Here is a 23457-nt window from a genome sequence, read left to right on the forward strand (position 1 = left end):
TATGACGAGTCATAATAATTTCTTCGCACTGTTTGATTTGCCTGTGGTATTTGATATTGATAAAGATGCACTAAAAAAATCTTTGTTAGCCTTACAGAAAATTCATCATCCCGATCAAGCTCACAGCGCGCCCACACAAATGGCATCGCTCATCAACCATGCCTATGACAGCTTATATCATGATGATAAACGGGCAGCTCACTTGCTTGAGCTGGCTGGTGTACAGTGCGATTTGAATGCATCGATCAATGATTGGGATTTTTTGGATGAGATGATGGAATTTCGTATGGCGCTAGACGGTCTAGATAGCCAAGACGAGCTGACCGAACTTCTTCGCGCTATTAATAACGAAAAATCAGGCTACAACACCGCTTTCAATAACAGCTATCAAGCCAAAGATTGGCAAAATGCTGAAGTTAACGCCCAAAAAATACAATTTCTAGAAAAACTCGCCATTGATGTTCAGCATAAGCTTACTGACAGCCTAAACAGCAATGGCGATGATGACGATCTTTATGTATAGATGATAACAGCTAACGATCGTCATTTATGTTTTGATTAGATTAATTAAAATTAGAAGTCAGCCATTTATTTATTTGCGTAATTTTTCGCATTAGCCAGCTTTTAAGAGATACCATGTCTTTATTGCAAATTAGCGAACCCAACCAATCCAAAAACCCCCACCAGCATCGTTTTGCGCTTGGGATCGATTTGGGCACAACCCATTCCTTGATTGGCGTGGTGCGCTCCGGGCGTGCCGATGTCTTGAATTTTGGCGATACACCACTCATGCCATCGGTCGTGTATTATGGTGGTCAGTCCGACCGCCCATTGATTGGTAAAGCCGCGCTAGCTTATGCTGATGACACTAAGAACACCATCATCTCCGCCAAGAGATTCATGGGTCGCAGTAAGGCAGACATCAAGTTTTCACACCCTTATACTTTGGTTGGCGATAAGCATACCATGCCCGCTTTCGTAACCGCTCAAGGTGACAAATCTCCCGTTGAGACTTCGGCGCACATCCTGTCACACCTGAAGCGTCATGCTGAAGCTGCATTACCGCCTGACAGTATCGCTGGTGCTGTCATTACTGTACCCGCGTATTTTGATGAAGCGCAGCGCGCCGCCACCAAAGACGCTGCTACTGCTGCAGGCTTAACGGTGCTTAGACTATTAAATGAACCGACGGCAGCTGCCATCGCTTACGGACTGGATAAGAATACTTCAGAAGGTATTTATCTTGTCTATGACTTGGGTGGTGGTACATTTGACGTGTCCATCTTGAGATTATCAGATGGCGTGTTTGAAGTTCTGGCAACAGGTGGTAATAGCGCACTTGGTGGCGATGACATTGATCGCTTAATTGCCAACTATTTTATCAAAAGCGCAAATCTAAACCCTGCCGACATTGACAATGCAGAAAAGTCACGACTTGCCAAGCTTGCCAAGCAATACAAGCAAGCCCTAAGCAGCAGCTATGCTGTGATGATTGACATCACAGTATCAGGCATGCCTGTTCACACGATGTTCAATAGCGCAACGTTAGCCGACATCATCGAGCCTGTCACCAGACGCACCCTACAAATCTGCCAACAAGTCTTACAAGATGCCAAAATTAACAAAGATGACGTTCGAGAAGTTGTGTTGGTCGGTGGCTCAACTCGTATGCCCATCATCCAGCAAGCAGTTCATCAATTTTTTGATAAAGAGCCGCTGTGCACGCTAAATCCCGATGAGGTCGTAGCTCTAGGTGCGGCACGCGCTGCCGATCAGCTCATCAATAAGCGCGATGACAATTTACTACTGTTAGATGTGACGCCATTATCGCTTGGTCTTGAAACGATGGGTGGCCTAACTGAAGTCATTATCCCAAGAAACACACCGATTCCTGTTGCACGTCGTCAGGTGTTCACCACCCATCAAGATGGTCAGACTGGCATGGTCGTTCATGTCGTGCAAGGTGAACGTGAAGCGGTAGCAGATTGTCGTACTTTGGCACGCTTTGAATTGCATGGTATTCCGCCGATGAAGGCTGGTCATGCACGCATCGAGGTGAGCTTTAATATTGATGCGAATGGCCAGCTTACCGTATCCGCCCAAGAGACCACCACTGGCGCGCGCAGTCAGATTCAAGTCAGCCCAAGCTATGGATTAAGCCCTGAACAGCAAGAGCAACTTCTTCAAGCTGGCTTCTTACATGCTAACGAAGACAAGCGTTTACGCGCACTTATCGAGACCAAAGTCGAAGCAGAACGCGAGCTCATCGCACTAGATTCAGCATTGAATGAATTTGACGATTTATTATCCCAATCTGATAAGACAGCCCTGCTTGCCGCCATGCGGGCACTAAAAGATGCGCTACAAGGCGACGACAAAAAAACCATCGATGCAGCCAATACCAAGCTTAAACCATTAAGCGATCATTTTGCCTCGATCATCATGGATCAAAATGTCAAGTCCGCGTTAAAAGGCACAAGCACTGCCGAGTGGCACACGAACTAAGTATCTTAAACCAATCAAAGAAGCAACGAGAAAGATCATGGTAACCGTAACTGTCCTACCCCATTACGAAATCTGCCCTGAAGGTGCAACAGTAGAGCTCAATGAAGGTGAAAATCTATGCGAAGGCCTGCTTGAGCGTGGCATTAAAATTGAGCATGCTTGCGACATGTCAAAAGCATGTACTACCTGCCACGTCGTCGTTCGTGAAGGTTTTGATAGTTTAGAAGAGATGGATGATATCGAAGGCGACCTTCTAGATCGCGCTTGGGGGTTAGAGCCTGATTCTAGATTGTCTTGTCAGTGTATCGTATCAAATGAGAATCTTACCATCGAGATTCCTAAATACACCCTAAACCACGCCAAAGAAAACCACTAATTTAATATTAAAACCCCAAGTAATCATTTGGGGTTTTTCTTAATCACTCAAACCACAGTCGATATGGCAAAGCCAAATTATCAGAAATTACATCTTTATCCAATGACAGAACATCTTTTGCGATCAAATCTAGCGTGAACGGCACCAGCTGATGCTCAAGCTTCTGCACGCGCAATCTTAGCGATTCTAGTGATTCATTCTGCTTAACCGTCAATACAGCCTGAGTCAATACCTGACCTGCGTCAAGCTCAGCTGTGACCACATGCACGCTGCATCCATGCAGTTTATCACCAGATTGCAACACACGCTCATGTGTATCTAGCCCTTTATAATTAGGCAGGAGCGATGGATGTAGATTAATCATGGTGCAAGGCACAGCAGAGATAAATTCCGCCGACAGCACACGCATGAACCCAGCTAAAACGACCAAATCAGGCATCCACTCATTTAAGAGTTCTAGCGTATGCCTCTCGAAGGTCTTGATGCCCATTTTCTTGCCGTTAGGCACATGCGAAAGCACCACCGTGCGAATGCCTGCATTATTAGCGCGTGTCACCGCATAGGCATCGGCGACATTACTAATCACACCAACAATCTCAATTGGCAGTCGCCCTGCCTGCATGGCATCAATCATCACTTGAAGATTAGAACCATTACCAGAAACCAACACGGCGATTTTTAATTTTTTCATAGATTTACAATCAATCAAATTATCAGTCATTTAAAAAATAAACCGCCAAAGTGACGGTTTATTAATATCTTATTGGTAAACAACCGCATCCGTATCACGCGCAGCGATACGGCCAATCACCCAAGAATCCTCGCCTTGATCTTTTAGGAAGCTTAGTGCAGCATCAGCATGCTCTTTTGGGATAACCAGAATAAAGCCAACACCACAGTTGAAGGTGCGATACATCTCCAGCGTGTCGATATTGCCGCCCTTTTGAAGCCATTTAAAGACTTTTGGTAATTGCCAGCTGCTTGTGTCGATTTGAGCTGCTAGGTTCTCAGGCAGTACACGTGGCAAGTTCTCAGTCAGGCCGCCACCTGTGATGTGTGCCATCGCATGAATATTGCTGTTACCAATCGCCTTTTGTAGAGCATTTACCGATTTGACATAAATGCGGGTAGGTTTCATCAAGGCATCGGCTAAAGATTCTTCGCCCAGTTGCTCGTTGACCATATCGGTATTGGTAACCTCAATGACTTTACGCACCAAAGAATAGCCATTAGAATGCACACCACTAGAAGCAAGTGCAATCAAAACATCACCATCTTGAACGTTCTTGCCAGTGATAACCTCTTCTTCTTCAACCACACCAACACAAAACCCTGCCAAGTCATAATCTTCGTCTTGATACATGCCCGGCATCTCGGCAGTCTCACCACCAATCAATGCACAATTTGACAATTTACAACCATCGCCAATGCCCTTGATGACAGCTTCTGCGGTATCAACATCCAATTTACCAGTAGCGTAGTAATCCAAGAAGAATAAAGGCTCAGCGCCACAGACCAACAGATCATTCACACACATCGCCACCAAATCCTGACCGATGGTGTCATGGCGATTTAGGTCTAATGCCAACTTTAATTTGGTACCGACACCGTCCGTACCCGACACCAACAAAGGTGATTTATAACCCTGTGGGATACGGCAAAGCGCACCAAAACCGCCCAGTCCGCCCAACACCTCAGGGCGAGAAGTTGCCTTGGCGACTGATTTGATACGCTGTACTAGCGCTTCGCCTGCGTCAATGTCTACGCCTGCATCTTTATAGCTTAATGAATTTTGCTGTGTCATGAAAAACCCTTGGATAATATTATTAAACATGATGTCGCCAATTATAGCAAAAAAATCATCTAAAAATCTGATAAAAATCATGATTTATGAAAAATTGTACATTTTTTTTAATTTGTCTGTATTTTTGTCGTCTTTTTCATTATGATATGCACCAACATCTTGATATTACTGATAAATGGTTCTTATGAGAGCATTTTCCATTGACCCTTTTTTTCGTCGTCTGTTCATTGTGACGGCATTATGCTTGTTCTTATACGCATTATGGCTCATGCGTGTGGTCATCGCACCTTTCGCTGCCGCTTTTATTTTGGCATATTTTTTAAACCCTTTGGTTAATATTTTTAGTAAATTCCTACCCAGAATTTTAGCAATCACCGCAGTATATCTGTCCATCAGCCTAACCATTGTGATATTGGTGATTTGGCTTGCACCCATGCTATGGACACAAATACAGCTGGCTTGGGCAGCGATGCCTGAGTTATTAAAATGGTATAACACCACCCTTAGACCCTGGCTTGGGCAATTCACTCATTACCGCATGCTTGAAATCAATCTTGATATGATTTCAAACGAGTTGGCTACTTATGTTCAAGCCAATTATCAAGTGGCCGATGCCCAAACCATCATCAAAAGGATTTTAACTTCTGGTGCAAGTGCCGCTAACAGCATTGGTCTGCTCATCATAATTCCAGTTCTAACCTTTTATTTTTTGACAAACTGGAATGAACGCTTGCAAATTTGGCAAAACGCCCTACCAAGAGATCATGCAGGAAAAATCATCGAGATTGCCCAAGACTGCGATCAAGCACTGATGAATTTTGCCAAAGGTCAATTCACCGTCATGGTGTTACTTGGTGTGATCTATGCCGTACAATTAGAACTGATCGGATTAAAATTAGGATTGATCATTGGTATTGGTGCAGGGATTGCCAGTTTTGTGCCTTACTTAGGCTTTGGGGTTGGCATCATTGCGGCATTTTTGGCAGGGTTTTTTCAGTTTGGTCTTGACTGGAAGCACTTATTACTCATTGCTGGTGCTTTTGGAGTCGGTCAGATTTTGGAAGGTTATGTCCTTCAACCCCTATTACTTGGTAATAAAATCGGACTGTCAGCACTGTGGGTTATTTTTGCCGTACTTGCTGGCGCATCATTATTTGGATTTGTTGGCATGCTCATCGCCCTGCCTGTATCTGCCGTCATCAATGTCTTGTTTCGCCATGCCTATGCCGCCTACCTTGGAAGCGATTGGTATCTGGGGTATAAGCAGCTAAAATTATGGTAGTGGCTTAAATGATTTTTTATAAATCCACAGAATCGCTTGCCAACATTTCCCAAAATGTGCTATATATAGTCAACTTTAAAATGTATAAAATGACTTGATGGATTCATCAGAATATACCAGCATAATGTTAATAATAAAAATCCATCAAGCCCATGTAGGTAATTGTAATTAATGAGTGATTTTATTCAGCCATCGCTTAATCTTGATCTAAAGCAGGATGCCAGCCTTAGTGACTTTCGTGGGGATGGATTCTTGCCCGTATTAAATGCGATACGTGAGCTAGGTCTTGGCAATCTTAGAGAGTTGTTCATCATTGGCGCCTATGGTTACGGCAAGACGCATCTGGCAGCAGCAATATATAGAAACTATACCCGAACCTACAAAAAAAGCGCAATCAGCCTATCGCTTGGCGATATGATCGATAATGACGGTGATGCCAGTGCCTTAGTTGGGCTTGAGATGTTTGATTTGATCATCATTGATGACTTGCATTTAATTCATCGCAGTCGCGAATGGCAAGAAGGCTTATTTCATCTCATCAACCGAGTGCGCGAACAGAACAAGCAGATAGTGTTTTTGGCGAATAATCCTGCGCGCGAGCTTGAGATTGGACTGTTGGACTTGGTTACACGGTTGTCTCTTGCGCCCACTTTCCGCCTACCGACTAACGAAGACATTGATGATAGAAAGGCACTACTTAATTCAATCCTAAAACGTAAAAACTGGCGACTGCCTGAACCGATTTTTGAATTTATGCTAGATAGCGGTCCACGCAATGCTGGTGACATGATTCAAGTATTAGATCAAATCTCGCCCCTGCTGACACACCTATCTCGCGTGCAAGTTCCCAAGAAAACCATCGATGAAGCCAAGAGCATCATCGAAAGAGAGGCGTTTTTACTCGAAATCTCTGAACATAAAATTGACAATTAATTCAACCAATTAAGCAATGACCCAAATTTCACCCTAAAGGAAAAGCTCATGAAAATGCTCACCAAAGCCATCATCGCCTCGCTTGCACTAAGCGCAGCATATGCTCACGCAGAAGTACGCCTACTGGTAGATGATAACATCAAAGTAACCGCCGTTAACGGTCAAGAAGTTCATCGTGGTGCGCTACAACCACTACAAAGAGAATTCAAACTAGAAGCAGGTCGTCATGTCGTCACTGCGCGTTATGATCGTATCTTTGATCTGACTCGCGGTGATCATGATTACCTAAAATCTGGTAACATCACAGTGACAGCAGACCTCCAGGACAACCAAACCTATCAACTGGTCATGCCAAACCAACCAAATAACTACAGCGCTGCCAAAGAATACGTAAAATCACCAACCCTAGCCGTTGCCCATAATGGTCAGGTCATCGCTCAAGAGAGCATCGTTGAAGACCGTACAGGCGTACTAAGTTCAATCACTCAAAGCATCGGTGGCATGTTTGGTCGTAATAATGCAGTAACTTCTAACCAAAAAACCATGGCTGCCTTGAACCGAGCACCTACCACTACAGTGACTGCACCAAGCGCACCAACCCAAGCGCCTGTCGCTCGTGATAACTTAGACGGCTTTATGCAGCTTTGGCTTAACTCTAGCGAAGAAGAGCGCGAGAAGATCCGTCAATGGATTGGTAAATAATCCTATCAAATCTTGCAAATAAGGCTCTTAATGAACCTTATTTTATATCCAAAAAAATAAACTCAATTAAAAAACCATCACAATATTTTGTGATGGTTTTTTAATTGGGATAATCTTAGCTAAGATTATTTTGCCAATACAGATACATAACGGCGGTTGAATTGACCTTTAGTCTCGAACTTCACTACGCCTTCAGTTAGAGCGAATAGTGTGTGGTCGCGACCCATGCCTACGCCTTCGCCTGCGTGGAATTCAGTGCCACGTTGACGAACAATGATGTTACCTGCAACAACGTCTTGCCCGCCAAATACTTTTACGCCAAGCATTTTTGGGTTAGAATCACGACCGTTACGAGTAGAACCTGCGGCTTTTTTATGTGCCATGAGAATGTCTCCTATGTGGATGCTTTATTAGATAAAAGCATCAAATAAGTGGTAATTAAGCGTTGATTGCTTTGATTTTTAGCTCAGTGAACCATTGACGGTGACCTTGCTCTTTGTGATAGTGCTTACGACGACGGTGCTTAACAATGCGCACTTTTTTGCCGCGACCATGTTCTACCACTTCTGCTTCAACGCTAGCGCCAGCAACAACCGGTTGACCAATTTTGATGTCGGCACCATTTACAACCATTAGCACGTCTTCAATCTTCAGCGTTTCACCTTTTTCAGCTTTTAGTAGCTCAACTTTTAGAGTCTCGCCAACGCTAACACGGTGTTGTTTACCGCCACTTTTGATTACTGCGTACATCTACGTTCTCCGTAAAAAACCTGTGTGCCGTGGCTATCCCTTGATAGCTCTTGATAACGAACACGACTAGGACATAAAATAAGGCGGTATTTTATCAAAAAAACAAAGCGCTTACAAGGATAATTTTTAGTTATTTTTTAAATTGTTGAAGCTTTGCGACTGATTCTGACAGCTCTTTGGTGCGATAGCGCTGTTTTAGGCTAAATATCATCACGTCGTCAAGTTTTCTGGTGGTATTGACCGCTCTATCATCTAGAATGATAAAAGCGTGAATGGAGCCGTCTTTTGATACAATAATACGATCTTGCCTTATGGTGTAATCAAAATAAGGCTCACGCTGAATCAGCTCAGCTTGCAATCTCTCTATCGGCGCTATGTGGCGCATTGGGTTATTTAACTTCTTAGGTAAAAAACGGGCTATAAAATACAAAACAATCCCCGCGCCAATAAGTAATATCAGCCAAGTCAACGGGTTATTCATCACTTTAAGAACACCACATCATTATTAAGCTCATTGCCCAAGACACCCCCTGGGTAGTGGATGCGCATCAGATTACCAATCTCGGTAATCAGCGTAGTCAGACCTGCGCCAAAATTGCCTTGTTTACATGCATTTAGCGCATTCTGGGTTAGCTTTAACCATTCTTCATCATCGACCAAATCATCAATGCCACGATCAGCAATAACCTCCAAATCATGTTCACAAACATTCACATAAATCAATACACCTGTATTCTCAGCAGTATCCCAAACGCGGTGCAACCCAAACAAAGCCAAGGCGCGCTCACGGCAATCCATCTCATACGCCTCACCGATGGGTAGGTGATTCTCAATGACAAGATAAATCTCACCGTGATGACCGCGCTCAGCATCTGTAATACTCTGGGTTAGTGATGACTTTAAGTCATCGGTTAGCCAGCGATTGTGAAGCATCGGAATAAAAAAGAGCTGTCGCCACAGTCGAGCAAGGCTTTTGGTTGATTGGATAGTTTGCATAATTAAATCAAGGTTAAAATCATAAAAAATGAAAGGTGCAAAATAGCAACATCGCTAGAGGTGTTACGGGGTTTAATTACCAAGAGCCGCCCGCACCGCCACCGCCAAATCCGCCGCCACCGCCGCCGAATCCGCCTGAACCAAAGCCACCACCGCCGAATCCGCCGCCACCTGTCGGTAATACAACAAAGCCGCCACCACCGCGTCCACCTCTACCACCGCGATCGCCTCCAGACCCGCCTTTGAAGAACAATAGGATCAGCCAAAGCACAATGGCAATCGGTACCACCATGAAGCCAGCACCCGCCATCATGCCCATGAAGCCAACACCGCCAGCTGCGATGGTCGCCCCAAGCACCCTACCGAATATCGATGTCAAAAAGGTACCAAAAATAAAGCCAATAATCAGCAAACCGAACAGCGATACGCTCTCTTCACCAAAATTCTCTTCCTCTTGGATTGCGGCATCAGCGCGTTGCAGCGTCTCAGGGTCAGCGCGCAGACGCTCGCTAATGCTGGCGATACCAGCAGACAAACCCTGCGCATACTGCCCGCTCTTAAAGGCAGGTGTGATGTCTTGGCGAATGATGCGCTTTAGGGCTGCATCAGGTAGCACACCTTCTAGCCCATAGCCTGTCAAGATGTATAAATCTCGATCATTAATCGCAACGACAATTAAAAGACCTTCGTCGGTGTCTTTTCTACCCAGCTGCCAGCGATCAGCAACCGCCATCGCATAGTCAAAGATCGGCATGCCCTCGGTGCTTGGGATGATAACAAGCGCTGCCTGAGCGAGGTTATCATTATATAGTGTGCGCAGCTGGTCGGAGAGATGGGCCTTTTCGCTTGCGCTCAAGATGCGCGCCGCATCCACAACAGGCTCATTTAGAATGAGCTTATCATGGGTGACGCTTGGTGCGCTTGAAGTGGTCGGTGTCTGAGCTGTAGCAACAGCGCCATCATCCGTAGCATCGTCACTCATCTCATCGGTGAAATCACGCACCGATTCAGTCAATGGCGATAACGGCTCGCCTGCCGTTCTTAGCGTGTCGTTAATCGCACCATTACGCGCGACAACGACAGCCGCAAGATCGTCTTCGCTAGCAACCTGAGCGGTGGCAGTTACTGTTGCACTACTCGCTGTGGCTGCCGATGACAGGCAGACACCTAGTAAAGCGGTTGCACTTAGACGAGCCGCTCTATCTAATAGGCTAAATTTAAATTTATCGCTGTTATTTGGCACATTCGCCATTTTATTGTCCTGACGTTGCTGTACCTGTGTTCGTGCCTGTCGCTGTGCCCGATGCGCCGGCGGCTGAACCATTATCAAAATTCACGGTCGGTGCGGTTGAGATTTGGCGCTCATTCTCAACGGTGAAGTTGGCTTTTGAATCCATGCCGAACACCATGGCCGTTAGGTTCGTTGGGAACTGGCGCACGGTAGTATTATAACCTTGGACGTCTTGGATATAACGCTGACGAGCCACTGTGATACGGTTCTCAGTGCCTTCTAGCTGAGCTTGTAGATCTTGGAACATCGCGTCGGCTTTAAGATCAGGGTAACGCTCAGAGATTGCCATCAGGCGAGATAACGCACCCGTCATTTGCGCTTGGGCTTCTTGGTATTGCTTCATCGCATTCGGGTCATTTAGTGTCTCAGGTGTGATCTGGACAGTGCCAGTGGCTGCACGCGCTGATGCTACTTGGGTGAATACTTCTCTTTCGTGCTCAGCATAGCGCTGTACGACAGCAACCAAGTTCGGCACTAGGTCAGCACGGCGCTGATACTGGTTCACCACCTCAGACCATGATGCGGTTACTTGCTCATCTTGGGCTTGCAGGGTGTTATAACCACAACCAGACAGGCTTAGCGAGCTTGCCAATAGTGCAGCAAAGGTAAGTTTTTTGAAATTTTTCATGTTTTTTCCTTATGAATAGAAATAAAGTCACTCTTGGCGTTCAACTTAAGCGGTCTTATGTTAAAAATCGCTAAACTTAGCAGTATAATGACAAGCTTAACCCAAAAATACAAGCAAAACCGTCCAAATCTTACACAAGCACAACACAATCGTTAAACTTGCAAAAACTTTATTGACAAGCCTCAATAAATCGCGCCAAAATTCTTCAAGTTCAAACCAATTAGTATAAATTTCATCCAAAAATCAAGCTTTTTTGTAAAAAAATAGCCCACAATTGAAAATTTTACTGGCAATTGTTGCGAAATTATGGCAAATTGCAACATTAAGTTCACGTCACCTCTGTTTAGTCAATGCTTTATTCTTCATTGATAGTCGTGAATGTCGCTTTTATTTTATATTTTCCAATGGGCTGAGGAATAGTGATGGAAAATTTTATTAATACGTTAAATGGTATTATCTCGAGTCCTGCACTGGTATATCTATGCTTGGGTGCAGGCTTATTTTATTCAATCATGACTCGCTTCGTGCAAATTCGCATGATCCGAGAAATGGTTAATCTGATGTTCAGCAAGACCAAATCAGCTGACGGCATCTCATCTTTTCAAGCGTTTGTGATAGCACTGGCAAACCGTGTCGGTGTGGGTAACATCGCAGGTGTGGCAGCAGCGATTGGCTTTGGTGGCCCTTCAGCGGTATTTTGGATGTGGGTTGTGGCATTCTTGGGCGCTTCTACTGCATACGCAGAAAGTACCCTGGCACAGATCTACAAAGAGCGCGACCCGATCACAGGTCAATACCGTGGTGGCCCTGCTTATTATTTTGAAAAAGGCTTGGGTCAAAAATGGTACGCCATCCTATTCGCCATCGCAGCTATCATCTCTTGCGGCATATTCTTGCCTGGCGTACAGGCGAACGGTGTTGTTAGTGCGGTTACTCGTATCACGGGCGATGGTGCGATGATGAACTTCGCTGGCATTGATGTCGGTACTAACCGTGTTATCGTGATGGCGGTAGTTGTTGCTCTATTAGCAGTGATCATCATCGGTGGTATTAAGCGTATCGCGCGCGTGGCAGAGCTGGTTGTGCCTTTCATGGCATTGGGCTACATCATTCTAGCGCTCATCATCATGGTAACGAACCTTGACAAGATCCCTGCGGTATTTGGGCTTATCATGAGTGACATCCTTAACCCAATGGCAGGCCTAGGCGCAGCGATTGGCTGGGGTGTTAAGCGTGGTGTGTATTCTAACGAAGCTGGTCAAGGTACAGGTCCCCACCACGCAGGTGCTGCAGAAGTTCAGCACCCTGCTCAGCAAGGTCTGGTACAAGCATTCTCAGTATATGTAGACACCCTACTGGTGTGTTCAGCGACTGCCTTTATGATTTTGGCCATGGGCACCTACAACATCCAAAATGAGACAACCAAAGAATTCATCGTTCAAAACGTCGATCCTAGCATCGCTGAAATCGGCACGCCTGCCTTTACTCAGATGGCGTTAGAGACTACTTTTGGTTCATTTGGCAACCACTTCATCGCCGTTGCGATTTTCTTCTTTGCCTTCACTACAATCTTGGCGTACTACTACATCGCTGAAGTGAACGTAGCCTATCTAACGCGTCGCATGAAAGCAAGCACTCAGAAGCTAGGCGTATGGATTCCAAAGATCAGCGTATTGCTGGTTGTGGCTTATGGCAGCTTGAACAGTGCAGGTTATATCTGGAACATGGGCGATATCGGTGTTGGTATGACTGCGTGGCTAAACATCGTGGGCATCCTACTAATGTTTGCATTCCTAACCAAGCCTACACTTAATGCCCTTCGCGACTATGAAGAGCAAAAGAAAGCAGGCGTTACGAACTATACCTTCGACCCTGTTAAGCTTGGCATCAAAGGCGCAACCTTCTGGGAAGATCGCCTAAAAAATAAATAATCGTTGATTGTTCATTAAGCCCTGTTCATAAAGGGCTTAATTTTTGCGCAGAGATTAAGAGATTAAGAGATTAAGAGATTAAGAGATTAAGAGATTAAGAGATTAAGAGATTAAGAGATTAAGAGATTAAGAGATTAAGAGATTAAGAAACCACCATAATTGCTATGGTGGTTTTTAATTATTAGAAATTCGCTAAGGCAGTTTCAAATTCAGCTCGCTTCGTCTGCCCCAGCATGATGTTGTGCAGATTGCCTTTTTGGTAGAATATCAACGCAGGTGGACCCATGAGCTGATAGCGATCCAGTAGCGCGCGACCATCATCAGCGACCTCCGTGATGTCAAATTTAACCACTTGAACGTCATTCAAGGTCTCTGGACGATCCGTGAATAGTTCACGCTCCATGATGCGACATTCCACACACCAGTCTGCCGTCAGATCAATCAGCACCTTATCATGGCTCGCTAGAATCGCATCAAGCTCGTCAATCGTGGTGATGTGCTTGTCAGTATGGGATACCGTTGATGCCTTCATCACAGAAAGCGGTCGCCACGCATCCTTAGCACCCATCGATGCACCTGCCATCAGACACGCAGCCCAAATAAAGCCAGAGACAGCCAACACACGCGCAGGCATCCTAGTCAATCGCCACAGCCATAACGACACGATGATAAACCATACTGCCCACAGTAACAGAACAACAGGCGAGACAAACACACGTTCAATCAATAATAGAGAAACCGCAAGCAGCAGCAGGCCACAGAACTCCTTCACGCGCGCCATCCACGCACCCGCCTTAGGCATCCATTTGCCCTGAGCTGCACCCATCAACATAAGCGGCAGCGACAGACCAATGCCAAGCATGAACAGTGCAAAGAATCCAAACAGCACACTACCACTGACTGACACCGCCGCAAGCGCACCCGCCATCGGTGCTGACACACAAGGCGATACCACCAAAGCCGACAACCCGCCTGCCAAGAAGCTACCGCCAATGCTGCCAAGCTTGTCATCAGCAGCTTGGGATTTGGCTTGTAGCTTATCTCGAATGGCACTCGGCAGGCTAATCTTTAGCATATCAAACATATACAATGCCAACAACGCGAACAATAAAGCAAAGGCGATGAGCACAACGGGATTCTGTAGATAGCCCAAGATATTCACCGTACGACCTAGCCACGCAATGAGAGCACCCAGCAGACCATAAGCAGTCGCGACGCCCACGCCATAGGCGGCAGACAGCGCGAAGGCTTTTTTGCTGTCAATGGTTTTTTGGCGGGCGACGATGTTCGCGACAATAGGAATCATCGGATACACACAAGGTGTAAATGCCAACAAAAGCCCCGCCAAGAACAATAATCCTAACGCCAATACAGGATTCTTATGAATACCAAACGGATCGCTCAGTGTTAGCGTGTGATTAAGCTCGTACTGTCCATCCTGAGGCATGGTTTGGACGACATCATTAGCTGGCGTGCTTGATTCATCTATCACATCATTCTGAACATTAGCATCAGAAGCTATCGCTTCATCGGCAGCAGCTTCATTCTGTTTATCCGCATTGATTGCTTCGTATTGTTGGTCTTGAGGTTCTTTGGCATTATTGTCAGCCACATCTTCAGATGACTTAGCATCTTCTGGCTGATTGGAGGTGATCGGTGCTGCGATGTTTGAGACAGCTTTCTGTTCTGGTTGTGCTTTAGGCTTGGTATCAGCTGCGGCTTTATCAGTCTTTGAATTTGGTATATTGTCGTTAGCAGAGCTTCCTTTAATATCTGCTTGGAATCTCACTATCTCAGGCGGATAGCACAGCCCTGCCTTAGCACAGCCCTGCCAGCGGAGTGCCAAAGACTCACTCACATCCTTAGTCGAACTTAATTTGGCACGGGCGGTCACATCTTCTTCAAATACCGCCACATTCCCGAATGTCGGGTCATCGATCATGGTGGCAGTCTTGTCAAATTGCCACTTACCAACACTGACACCATCAGGCGCTCTCACGCTGATCTTATCACGATAAACATAATGCTTGGGTGTGACTTTGAACGTCGCCACGACCTCATCACCTTCCACACGCACGGCCACATTGAACGCTTCATGTACAGGTAGGAATTTTTGGGCTTTTTGTCCAAATAAAGCAGCAACCCCGCCATCTTGGGCAGTACTGGGCGCTGATACCGTTAATGGCAACACCGCCAACGTGGCGATTATTAAGGAGTTTTTTAGATTGAATGATCGCATAAAACAGTAAAACACAGCAAAAAAACGCATTATAACACCAATATCTATACAAATCGCCAAAAATACCATTATGAAAAAATCGCGCAACAAAAGAGTTACGCGACTCTCTTAATCAATGATGAATCAATCAACATCGACATCTTTGTAGAATGCATCGTGGCGCGATTCTTCAAATTCCACCCAGACTGCACTGACTACCGCCAGTAGTACCGCAAAGCCTAAGCCTAATATCCATGCAAAATACCACATAATTCCCCCTGGTCGTTAATATAACGTATGTTCGTTTTCTTTGATGTATGCTTTGGTGACTTTGCCACGCATGATGGCGTAAGCCCAGCTCGTATATGCCACGACCACAGGCAGGATCAGCACAACCACATACACCATCACCATGAGCGTGAACTGACTAGAAGTACTGTCCCATACAGTCAAGCTAGAACGTGGATCTGACGATGATGGCATATAGAATGGGAATAACGCCACGCCTGCCGTCATGATTACACCAAGCACGGACAAGCTCGATGCGATAAAGGCCAGCAGTGTTTTATTGGCTCTCAATAACACCACCGCAACGAGCGCCATCAAGATGCCCAATACAGGGAATGTCCACAGAATAGGCTGTTCATGATAGTTATTCAACCAAGCACCTAACTCAAGCTTAACGGTCTTTGAGATCGGATCGATCAGCGCATTCTTATCAATGCTGCTCGTGATGACATAGCCATCCATATTCGCCAAAAAGAAACCTGCAATGATAAACAACGCCACCATCAGCACCGATACAATGCCAGTGTAGCGTATCGTTCTGGCTTGGATGTCGCCTACGGTGCGATGCGCCAAATACGTACCGCCCTGCATAATAAGCATCGTCGCACTGACCAATCCGCAAAGTAGCGCAAATGGATTTAACAGCTCAAAGAACGACCCCGTATAAGTCGATACCAAGCTATTATCAAAGCCAAAAGGCACGCCTAAGAACAAGTTACCAAACGCCACGCCAAAGACCAAAGCAGGGGTAAACGAACCAACAAACAACCCCCAGTCCCATGCCGTGCGCCAGCGATCATCCTTAACCAGACTGCGATATTTAAAGCCAACAGGGCGAAAGAACAACGCCCACAGCGCCGCCATAAGCGCCCAATAAAAGCCACTAAATGCCGTGGCATACACCAATGGTAATGCCGCAAATATCGCACCACCTGCGGTAATGAACCATACTTGATTACCCTCCCAGTGCGGTCCAATGGTATTGATAATCACACGACGCTCTTCATCCGTCTTACCCACGAAAGGTAAAAGACTACACACGCCCATGTCATGCCCATCCATGATGGCAAAACCAATAAGCAGCACGCCTATGAGCAGCCACCAGATGAGTTTTAGAGTTTCATAATCAAATAACATGGCTACACCTCTTTATGCTCGCTCGGATTGATGATGTTCGGACTTGTCTTCTCGCCATAATAGCGACCCGTGCCCAGACTGGCAGGACCCAGACGCACGTATTTTTGTATGAGATAAATCTCTACAATGAATAGCGCCGTATAGAACACTACGAAGCCCGTCAATGACCAAATCACATTCAACACATCGATGTTCGACACAGACAGATGAGTTGGTAAGATGCCATACACCGTCCACGGCTGACGACCATATTCCGCCACGAACCACCCTGCTTCTGCCGCGATCCAAGGCGCAGGCAACATGATGACAGCGAACTTGAGCAGCCAAGGCTTCTGCGTGAACGTGCCTTTGATCGTGTAAAATAGGCTTAATGCGAATAGCACCAAAATCAAGAAGCCAAGTCCTACCATCACACGGAACGACCAAAACATCGGCGTCACTCTAGGAATGGTATCATCTGTCGCCTGTGCGATCATCTCTGGCGTCGCCTGCGTGACATCGCTTGTGTATTTCTTAAGCAGTAACCCAAAACCCAGATCGTTCTTGTTCTTCTCAAAGCTCTCCAGCACCGCCGGATCAATCACACGTCCTGCACTCTTATCCTCGCGCATTTGATCAAGAGAGCTTACGGCGACGATGCCATTTTTGATTCGCTCTTCGTTGATTTTTTTGATGTCATGAATGCCTAGAATCTGCTTATCAAACGAACGCGTACCGATGATTCCCATGGCATATGGAATGTGTATCGCCCAGTCATTCTTACCTTCCGACTCATTAATGTCAGCAACCAGATTAAAGCTGGCAGGTGCAGGCTCGGTTTCCCACATCGCCTCCATGGTGGCAAGCTTGGTCTGCTGAGCCAATCCGATCGAATAACCCGACTCATCACCCAGCACGATCGTACTACAAATAGACGCAAAACCAAAGGCAGCTGCCACATGAAAGCTGCGCTTGGCAAATTCTACATCTCTTTTTTGTAGCAAATACAATGCCGAAATTGCCAATACAAAAACCGCACCCACCACATAACCTGCTGACACCGTATGCACGAACTTATTTTGTGCATCAGGGTTTAGCAGAATCTGCGTGAAGCTCGTCATCTCCATGCGCATCGTTTCATAATTAAACTCCGCCCCCACAGGATTTTGCATCCAGCCATTCGCCACCAGAATCCACAACGCAGACAAATTCGTCCCAAGTGCCATGAAAATTGTGGTAAACAAATGCTGCACACGACTCATTCTTTCCCAGCCGAAGAAAAACAACCCCACCATCGTCGATTCAAGAAAAAACGCCATCAAACCCTCAATGGCAAGTGGCGCACCAAAAATATCACCCACATAATGCGAATAATACGCCCAGTTGGTACCAAACTGAAACTCCATCGTGATGCCTGTCGTTACCCCAAGTGCAAAATTAATGCCGAATAACTTCCCCCAAAATTTCGTCATGTCACGCCAAACCTGCTTACCTGTGATGACATACACCGACTCCATGATGACCAGTAGCCATGTCATGCCCAGCGTCAAGGGAATGAATAGAAAATGAAACAGCGCCGTCACTGCAAACTGTAGCCGTGATATATCCACCAAATGCTCAGTAATCATATCGCACCCATTTTATTAAGACAAAGACAACATGATTATACAGTATATAATAACCATATTGAATAAATCTTAGTCAAATTTGGCAAAAAGCTCAATCATCACACACTAAAACAAAAAGCCCATCCCGTAGGATGAGCTTTTTTAGTATCTAAATTCTAAATCAGGTTAGAATTTGTATTCGATACCACCACCGATGCCGTATGCATTGGCTTTGTTACCATCTGCATCAGCTTTTAGGTTAGTACCTTCAGAACGTTGGTATGCACCGTAGATGTGACCAGTGGTTGCTTTGTTGAATACATATTTACCACCAACAACGGTACGGAATACTTCAGCGTCTTTGTTGCCTTCGTAGTTGTCAACGAAGTCTAGCTGACCATAAGTAGTCCAAGGAGTTTGAGCTACTTTGTAGTTAGCAGAAGCAGTGAATGCATTTTCGTTGTCATCAGTGCTGTAGTCAGTGTGCTGATATAGACCACCTAGAGTCAATACTGGGCTAGCAGCATAAGCACCGCTTACACGGATAGCTTGTAGGTTGTTATCTTTAGCTGCTTGACTTGCTTTGATGTAAGTAGCACCTACTTTGTAAGGAGCGTTGGTTGGCTCATACTTAACACCAACACCAAATGCGTCGCCTTTTAGGTTGTCAGTAGATTTGTTCTCATCTAGCGCATACATACCCATGAATTGTAGGCCGTTACGCTCTGGTGAGAAGTAAGCGAATGCGTTGTTTGCACGTCGTGCGCTGAATGAAGCTAGAACGCCGTCACCGCCAACTGGACGACCAGCTGTTACGTTAGCGTAGTCAACATAGTCATCAATAGTAGTTAGACGACCAGCTACTAGTGTACCGTATTGCTTGTTAGCAAGACCTAGATAAGTATCACGGCTTTCCCAGTTACGAGCAGCGTCAGAGTCGATGTCAACACGATATTCTAGTTGGTAAACTAGGTCAGTGTTTTGTGTTAGTGCTTCAGAGCCTTTAAGACCGATACGAGAAGCGTTAGAGTTTAGTTGAGTGCGTGAATCTTTAGCGGCACTGTTGCTGTTACCGTCTTGAACGTCAAGAGTAAGGAATGCTTTACCATATACAGTTGGGGCAGCTTGTGCAGCTGTGATAGATAGAGCAGCGACGGCTGATGCTAAAAGTAGTTTTTTCATGGGTTTCTCCACATTACATTTTTTAGTTTGGGTCGCTAAAGCTGCGCCCAATGCAGAACTTGATTATTTAAAATTTAAAACAAGCCTGCGAGGTTATTTTACGAAATAAAGAATCTGGTTCGTGACTTATTGAATTGTAACAACTCAGAAAAGACCTTTGCCAGATCCACATTTCATTTATAGAATACCAACTTTGTCATATTTTGCAACACCTTTAACCAAAAAATTTTTAAATTTTTCTGATGTTTTTTAATTTTTTATTATTTTTCATATAGTTATTTATTTATCAAGCCTTCAAAATTTTGTTAATATAGAGATATATTATTATTATCATTAGTAAATTAGTGTCATTATTGTGCAATATTGTACATTTTTTGAGCAATATTCACACCTTTTTCACCCAAAAAATATGTTAAAATGGTCATCACGCTGTAACATTATTAAGCTAGCTTAAGCCAATATTTACACAGAGAACACAAATGTTTACACAAATATTCATTGATAGATTGATTAATTTTTTTGAACATTGAGACGATCATGACCGACACACCAATGAACGACATCCTAAACCCAGATGCGACCATCGCCCCTGAAGACGATTTACAGAACATTACCACGCGCGCCAAAGCCACCACCGACATCAGTCACATTCATGAGTTCCTAGGTGCGCGCACATCGGATAAATGGCTGAGCGCCGCTAAGGACAACCTACCCCTACTCATGCAAGACCACGCCAACTGCGAGAAGAAGGCAGCAGGAACGGCGATGAATTTGATCTTTCGTTATGAGTTTCATCGTGAGCTACAGGAGCGACTGGCTCAGCTGGTTCGTGAAGAGATGCTACATTATGAACAAGTGCTGACATTAATGAAAGAGCGCGGCATTGAATGGTCATATTTGTCAGCAGGTCGCTACGCCAAGGGTCTACTTAAGCATAAGCGCACGTGGGAGCCTGCTGCGATGGTTGATGTGCTGATCATCGGTGCGTTCATTGAGGCGCGTTCGTGTGAGCGGTTCTCGGCGCTGGCGGATGTGATTGACGATGAGAAATTGGCACGTTATTACAAGTATTTACTAAAGTCAGAAAGTCGCCACTACGAAGACTATCTGCGCTTAGCACAGTCCATCACCGATGAGAGCATCGATGAGCGTGTTGCATTCTTCCGTGAGGTCGAGGCGGAGCTGATCGATTCGCCCGATGGCGAGCTACGCTTCCATAGTGGCGTGCCCGACTTTATATAATACGTATGACTGATTGGCTTCATGCGTAATCACACCACCCACTAAAGGATAAATACCATGAGACAGCCCATCTATACCGCAGAAGATGTGCGCCTGTGGGAACAGCGATGGTTCGATCAGGATAATTCATCCTTTGGGCTGATGTGTCAAGCCGCCCTGCTGATGGCGCACCACATCATAGACATCGCCTATGATGCAGACAGCATCTGTGTGTGGTGCGGCACGGGTAATAATGGCGGTGATGGGCTGATGATTGCTAGATATTTGCATGATTTTGGCTTTGACGTGACGGTCGTCCTGCCTAACCCGCCCACCACACCAGACGCCGATCGCGCCCTAGCACAGACGCAAATGACGAGCATTCTTATCAGCGATGATATTAACAACACCCCGCCTGCCGACATTCAGATAGATGCCATATTCGGCATTGGATTGTCTCGTGCGCTCGATGAAGATTATCAGGCACTCATTCATCGCTTCAATGACAGCCAAGGGCTAAAAATCTCTGTCGATGTACCCAGCGGACTGCATGCTAATACAGGCATCGCCCTGCCCGTCTGCGTGCGTGCTGATGTGACACTCTGCCTGATCGGTCTTAAGAGCGGTCTGTTTGGGTCTACCAGTAAGGATGCAGTAGGTAGAGTCATCACCGTGCCACTTATCCCGAATGATGGTGCGATTCGCCCCATCGCTCATCTCGTTGACACTCCGCCGATATTACCTCCGCGCAAGCATACTGCCCATAAGGGTGACTTCGGTTCTGTGATGGTCATCGGCGGTCATCCACACATGGGCGGTGCGGTCATCATGTCAGCAGAATCAGCAATGGCGACGGGCGCAGGACGTACCACCGTCTTGACACACGTTAATCATCATTCAGCGATCCTATCACGCTCGCCCAATCTCATGCTTGGTGATATTGATGATGCCGATGCTTTGGACAGCTTAGCTAAGATGGATTCGGTGTGTTTCGGGATGGGATTAGGCCGCGATGGATGGGCAAAGCAGACCTTCAAGCGTATTTTTGACCATCTACTTGCCAATATGGCAAATAAAGCCGTCATATTAGACGCAGATGCACTGTGGCATTTAGCGACCTATCCAATGCAATGCAAACTACCCCAAAAATGGGTATTAACCCCGCACAGTAGCGAAGCCGCCAGACTGCTAGACACCGCCGCGCAGGCCATCGAAGATGATCGATTCGCCGCCATTCACGCCCTGCAGCACACCTATGGCGGTCAGTGGGTGCTTAAAGGCGCGAATAGCCTAGCGCTAGACCACACAGGCACACTTGAGATCTGCACACTGGGCAACGCTGGCATGGCGACAGCAGGTATGGGCGATGTGCTAAGTGGTATGATGGCAGGCATTCTGGCGCAGTATGACACCAGCCCGATGACAGCTGTCACTCTGCACGCCCACGCAGGCGACCTACTCGCCAAAGATGGCACTCGTGGACTCTTTGCCCATCAGATGCCACACGCCATTAGGCAAGCGGTTAATCTAAAATAAAAAACCGCTTATTCTAAGCGGTTTTTTATTTTAGATTAAATACATTAGTTCATCAGCGTGGCAAATCAAATAACAAAAATTCTGCAAATTCGTCACTTTGGGCGATGATTTCACTTTCATTAATTATCGCTGCCGCATCGCCTGCTTGATACTGCTCGCCACTTATCACAACAGACCCTTTGGCGACTTGTAGCCAGTAGGCTCTACCTTTGTCAAGGCTTACGATTTGCTCGCCGTCCAACTGATACCGCCACAGTTTCACGTCTTGATACACCACAAACGACCCACTCTCCCCTGTGGGCGATAGGATTAGCGTACCGCCCATGTACTCATCAAACCTTGCCTGCTCATAGCGTGGGGTTACGCCCATGCGGTTGGGCATTATCCAGATTTGGTACAAATGTAGCTCGTCCGTGTCGCTCGGGTTGAACTCCGAATGACGCACGCCCGTCCCTGCCGACATGAGTTGAAACTCGCCTGCTGGCACGGTCTGGCTGTTGCCCATGCTGTCCTTGTGAGCGACCGCCCCCGACAGCACATAGGTCAAAATCTCCATGTCCTTGTGTGGGTGCATACCAAAGCCCATGCTCGGGGCTATCCAGTCTTCGTTGATGACTCTGAGGGCAGAAAAGCCCATAAAATTGGGGTCATAATAATCAGCAAACGAAAAACTATGGCGACTTGTCAGCCAACCATGCTCGGCAAAACCACGTTCGTGCGATAATCTGGGTATAATCATAAAAATACCTGATGTTTGTTAAAATTTATCCCATTATAAATTTTTAAAAATAAGAAATAAATAGCAGTTTTGTTGATGTATATTTTCTTAATGGGAAAAATAAAACACGCTTGTTAATCTCACCTAAATTAATTATGATAACCCCACACTTTTTAGGAAATTATCATGAATATCAAACCCCTTATTTTTACCCCATTGCTTTTGCCTTTGTCTGTTTTAGCGTGTGAAAAACCAAAGGTAACAGGGTATGATGATGTTGGTTGCCTGCACAGCGGTTTGGCAAAGGTAGAACAAAATGGGAAATACAGGTTTGTACATAAGACAGGCGAGCTGATTATTCCTGTCGAGTAGA

General features: G+C 45.8%; 24 protein-coding genes. 10 read left to right on the forward strand and 14 right to left on the reverse strand.

Going from position 1 to position 23457, the window contains the following annotated elements; all coding sequences use genetic code 11:
• The first annotated feature begins 1 nt into the window (after position 1).
• From hscB to fdx, 3 genes are all read left to right on the forward strand, one after another.
• Positions 2–523 (forward strand): Fe-S protein assembly co-chaperone HscB, encoded by a 522-nt coding sequence (hscB, locus tag AAX10_RS06025; RefSeq protein WP_046700133.1) that lies wholly within the window; start codon positions 2–4, stop codon positions 521–523.
• Between the two features lie 113 nt (positions 524–636).
• Complete coding sequence (gene hscA, locus AAX10_RS06030; RefSeq protein WP_046700134.1) at positions 637–2505, forward strand: Fe-S protein assembly chaperone HscA; 1869 nt, start codon at positions 637–639, stop codon at positions 2503–2505.
• A 37-nt stretch (positions 2506–2542) separates the two neighbouring features.
• Positions 2543–2881 carry an ISC system 2Fe-2S type ferredoxin gene (gene fdx / locus AAX10_RS06035; RefSeq protein WP_046698327.1) on the forward strand — a complete coding sequence of 113 codons (339 nt, stop codon included), beginning with the start codon at positions 2543–2545 and terminating at the stop codon, positions 2879–2881.
• Positions 2882–2924: 43 nt separating this feature from the next.
• Here fdx and purN read toward each other — a convergent pair whose 3' ends face one another.
• Both purN and purM read right to left on the reverse strand, forming a co-directional pair.
• The gene (gene purN, locus AAX10_RS06040; RefSeq protein WP_118873664.1) at positions 2925–3572 is read right to left on the reverse strand and encodes a phosphoribosylglycinamide formyltransferase; all 648 of its coding nucleotides are present in this window, start codon (positions 3570–3572) and stop codon (positions 2925–2927) included.
• 69 nt (positions 3573–3641) lie between these two features.
• Positions 3642–4685 (reverse strand): phosphoribosylformylglycinamidine cyclo-ligase, encoded by a 1044-nt coding sequence (gene purM / locus AAX10_RS06045; RefSeq protein ID WP_046698968.1) that lies wholly within the window; start codon positions 4683–4685, stop codon positions 3642–3644.
• Positions 4686–4869: 184 nt separating this feature from the next.
• Here purM and AAX10_RS06050 point away from each other — a divergent pair, with 184 nt between their 5' ends.
• From AAX10_RS06050 to AAX10_RS06060, 3 genes are all read left to right on the forward strand, one after another.
• Positions 4870–5967 carry an AI-2E family transporter gene (locus AAX10_RS06050; RefSeq protein WP_046698329.1) on the forward strand — a complete coding sequence of 366 codons (1098 nt, stop codon included), beginning with the start codon at positions 4870–4872 and terminating at the stop codon, positions 5965–5967.
• Between the two features lie 171 nt (positions 5968–6138).
• Positions 6139–6900, forward strand: a complete 762-nt coding sequence (locus tag AAX10_RS06055) for a DnaA ATPase domain-containing protein (protein ID WP_036366249.1) — start codon at positions 6139–6141, stop codon at positions 6898–6900.
• Between the two features lie 48 nt (positions 6901–6948).
• A complete protein-coding gene (locus AAX10_RS06060; RefSeq protein WP_046700135.1) occupies positions 6949–7602 on the forward strand; it encodes a DUF2057 family protein in 654 nt (217 codons plus the stop codon).
• A gap of 125 nt (positions 7603–7727) precedes the next feature.
• Here the strand turns inward: AAX10_RS06060 and rpmA are convergent, their stop codons facing one another.
• The 6 genes from rpmA to AAX10_RS06090 all read right to left on the reverse strand — a co-directional run bounded on the left by rpmA (position 7728) and on the right by AAX10_RS06090 (position 11267).
• Complete coding sequence (gene rpmA, locus AAX10_RS06065; protein WP_003659274.1) at positions 7728–7985, reverse strand: 50S ribosomal protein L27; 258 nt, start codon at positions 7983–7985, stop codon at positions 7728–7730.
• Positions 7986–8040: 55 nt separating this feature from the next.
• Positions 8041–8352: a 50S ribosomal protein L21 gene (gene rplU, locus AAX10_RS06070; RefSeq protein WP_036366243.1), complete on the reverse strand. Its 312-nt coding sequence runs from the start codon at positions 8350–8352 to the stop codon at positions 8041–8043.
• Positions 8353–8482: 130 nt separating this feature from the next.
• Positions 8483–8833, reverse strand: coding sequence for a hypothetical protein (locus AAX10_RS06075; protein ID WP_036366240.1), 351 nt, complete (start codon positions 8831–8833; stop codon positions 8483–8485).
• On the reverse strand, positions 8833–9348 hold the full coding sequence (locus AAX10_RS06080) for a TPM domain-containing protein (RefSeq protein ID WP_036366238.1): 516 nt from the start codon (positions 9346–9348) through the stop codon (positions 8833–8835). Before AAX10_RS06080 ends, AAX10_RS06075 begins: the two co-directional genes overlap by 1 nt.
• 76 nt (positions 9349–9424) lie before the next feature.
• The gene (locus AAX10_RS06085; protein ID WP_080947075.1) at positions 9425–10600 is read right to left on the reverse strand and encodes a TPM domain-containing protein; all 1176 of its coding nucleotides are present in this window, start codon (positions 10598–10600) and stop codon (positions 9425–9427) included.
• A gap of 1 nt (position 10601) precedes the next feature.
• Entirely contained in the window at positions 10602–11267 is a 666-nt protein-coding gene (locus AAX10_RS06090) for a LemA family protein (RefSeq protein WP_046700136.1), read from the reverse strand.
• Between the two features lie 422 nt (positions 11268–11689).
• Between AAX10_RS06090 and AAX10_RS06095 the strand changes: the two genes are divergently transcribed.
• Entirely contained in the window at positions 11690–13198 is a 1509-nt protein-coding gene (locus AAX10_RS06095; RefSeq protein WP_046700137.1) for an alanine/glycine:cation symporter family protein, read from the forward strand.
• Between the two features lie 181 nt (positions 13199–13379).
• Here the strand turns inward: AAX10_RS06095 and dsbD are convergent, their stop codons facing one another.
• The 5 genes from dsbD to AAX10_RS06120 form a co-directional block, all read right to left on the reverse strand.
• The gene (dsbD, locus tag AAX10_RS06100) at positions 13380–15437 is read right to left on the reverse strand and encodes a protein-disulfide reductase DsbD (RefSeq protein WP_046700651.1); all 2058 of its coding nucleotides are present in this window, start codon (positions 15435–15437) and stop codon (positions 13380–13382) included.
• A gap of 123 nt (positions 15438–15560) precedes the next feature.
• Positions 15561–15686, reverse strand: a complete 126-nt coding sequence (cydX, locus tag AAX10_RS06105) for a cytochrome bd-I oxidase subunit CydX (protein WP_036366232.1) — start codon at positions 15684–15686, stop codon at positions 15561–15563.
• A 15-nt stretch (positions 15687–15701) separates the two neighbouring features.
• Positions 15702–16841, reverse strand: coding sequence for a cytochrome d ubiquinol oxidase subunit II (cydB, locus tag AAX10_RS06110; RefSeq protein WP_046700138.1), 1140 nt, complete (start codon positions 16839–16841; stop codon positions 15702–15704).
• Between the two features lie 2 nt (positions 16842–16843).
• On the reverse strand, positions 16844–18448 hold the full coding sequence (locus tag AAX10_RS06115; RefSeq protein ID WP_046700139.1) for a cytochrome ubiquinol oxidase subunit I: 1605 nt from the start codon (positions 18446–18448) through the stop codon (positions 16844–16846).
• 165 nt (positions 18449–18613) lie between these two features.
• On the reverse strand, positions 18614–19609 hold the full coding sequence (locus AAX10_RS06120; protein WP_046700140.1) for a porin: 996 nt from the start codon (positions 19607–19609) through the stop codon (positions 18614–18616).
• A 537-nt stretch (positions 19610–20146) separates the two neighbouring features.
• Between AAX10_RS06120 and AAX10_RS06125 the strand changes: the two genes are divergently transcribed.
• Positions 20147–20851, forward strand: a complete 705-nt coding sequence (locus AAX10_RS06125; protein ID WP_080947076.1) for a MiaE family protein — start codon at positions 20147–20149, stop codon at positions 20849–20851.
• A gap of 57 nt (positions 20852–20908) precedes the next feature.
• Complete coding sequence (locus AAX10_RS06130) at positions 20909–22366, forward strand: bifunctional ADP-dependent NAD(P)H-hydrate dehydratase/NAD(P)H-hydrate epimerase (protein WP_046698338.1); 1458 nt, start codon at positions 20909–20911, stop codon at positions 22364–22366.
• Between the two features lie 52 nt (positions 22367–22418).
• On the opposite strand, the gene AAX10_RS06135 is transcribed toward AAX10_RS06130, so the two are convergent.
• The gene (locus AAX10_RS06135) at positions 22419–23105 is read right to left on the reverse strand and encodes a pirin family protein (protein ID WP_046700141.1); all 687 of its coding nucleotides are present in this window, start codon (positions 23103–23105) and stop codon (positions 22419–22421) included.
• Positions 23106–23270: 165 nt separating this feature from the next.
• Between AAX10_RS06135 and AAX10_RS06140 the strand changes: the two genes are divergently transcribed.
• Positions 23271–23456, forward strand: coding sequence for a WG repeat-containing protein (locus AAX10_RS06140; RefSeq protein ID WP_036366210.1), 186 nt, complete (start codon positions 23271–23273; stop codon positions 23454–23456).
• The last annotated feature ends 1 nt before the right edge of the window (position 23457 follow it).

The sequence above is a fragment of the Moraxella bovoculi genome, assembly GCF_000988745.2.
GTDB lineage: Bacteria > Pseudomonadota > Gammaproteobacteria > Pseudomonadales > Moraxellaceae > Moraxella > Moraxella bovoculi.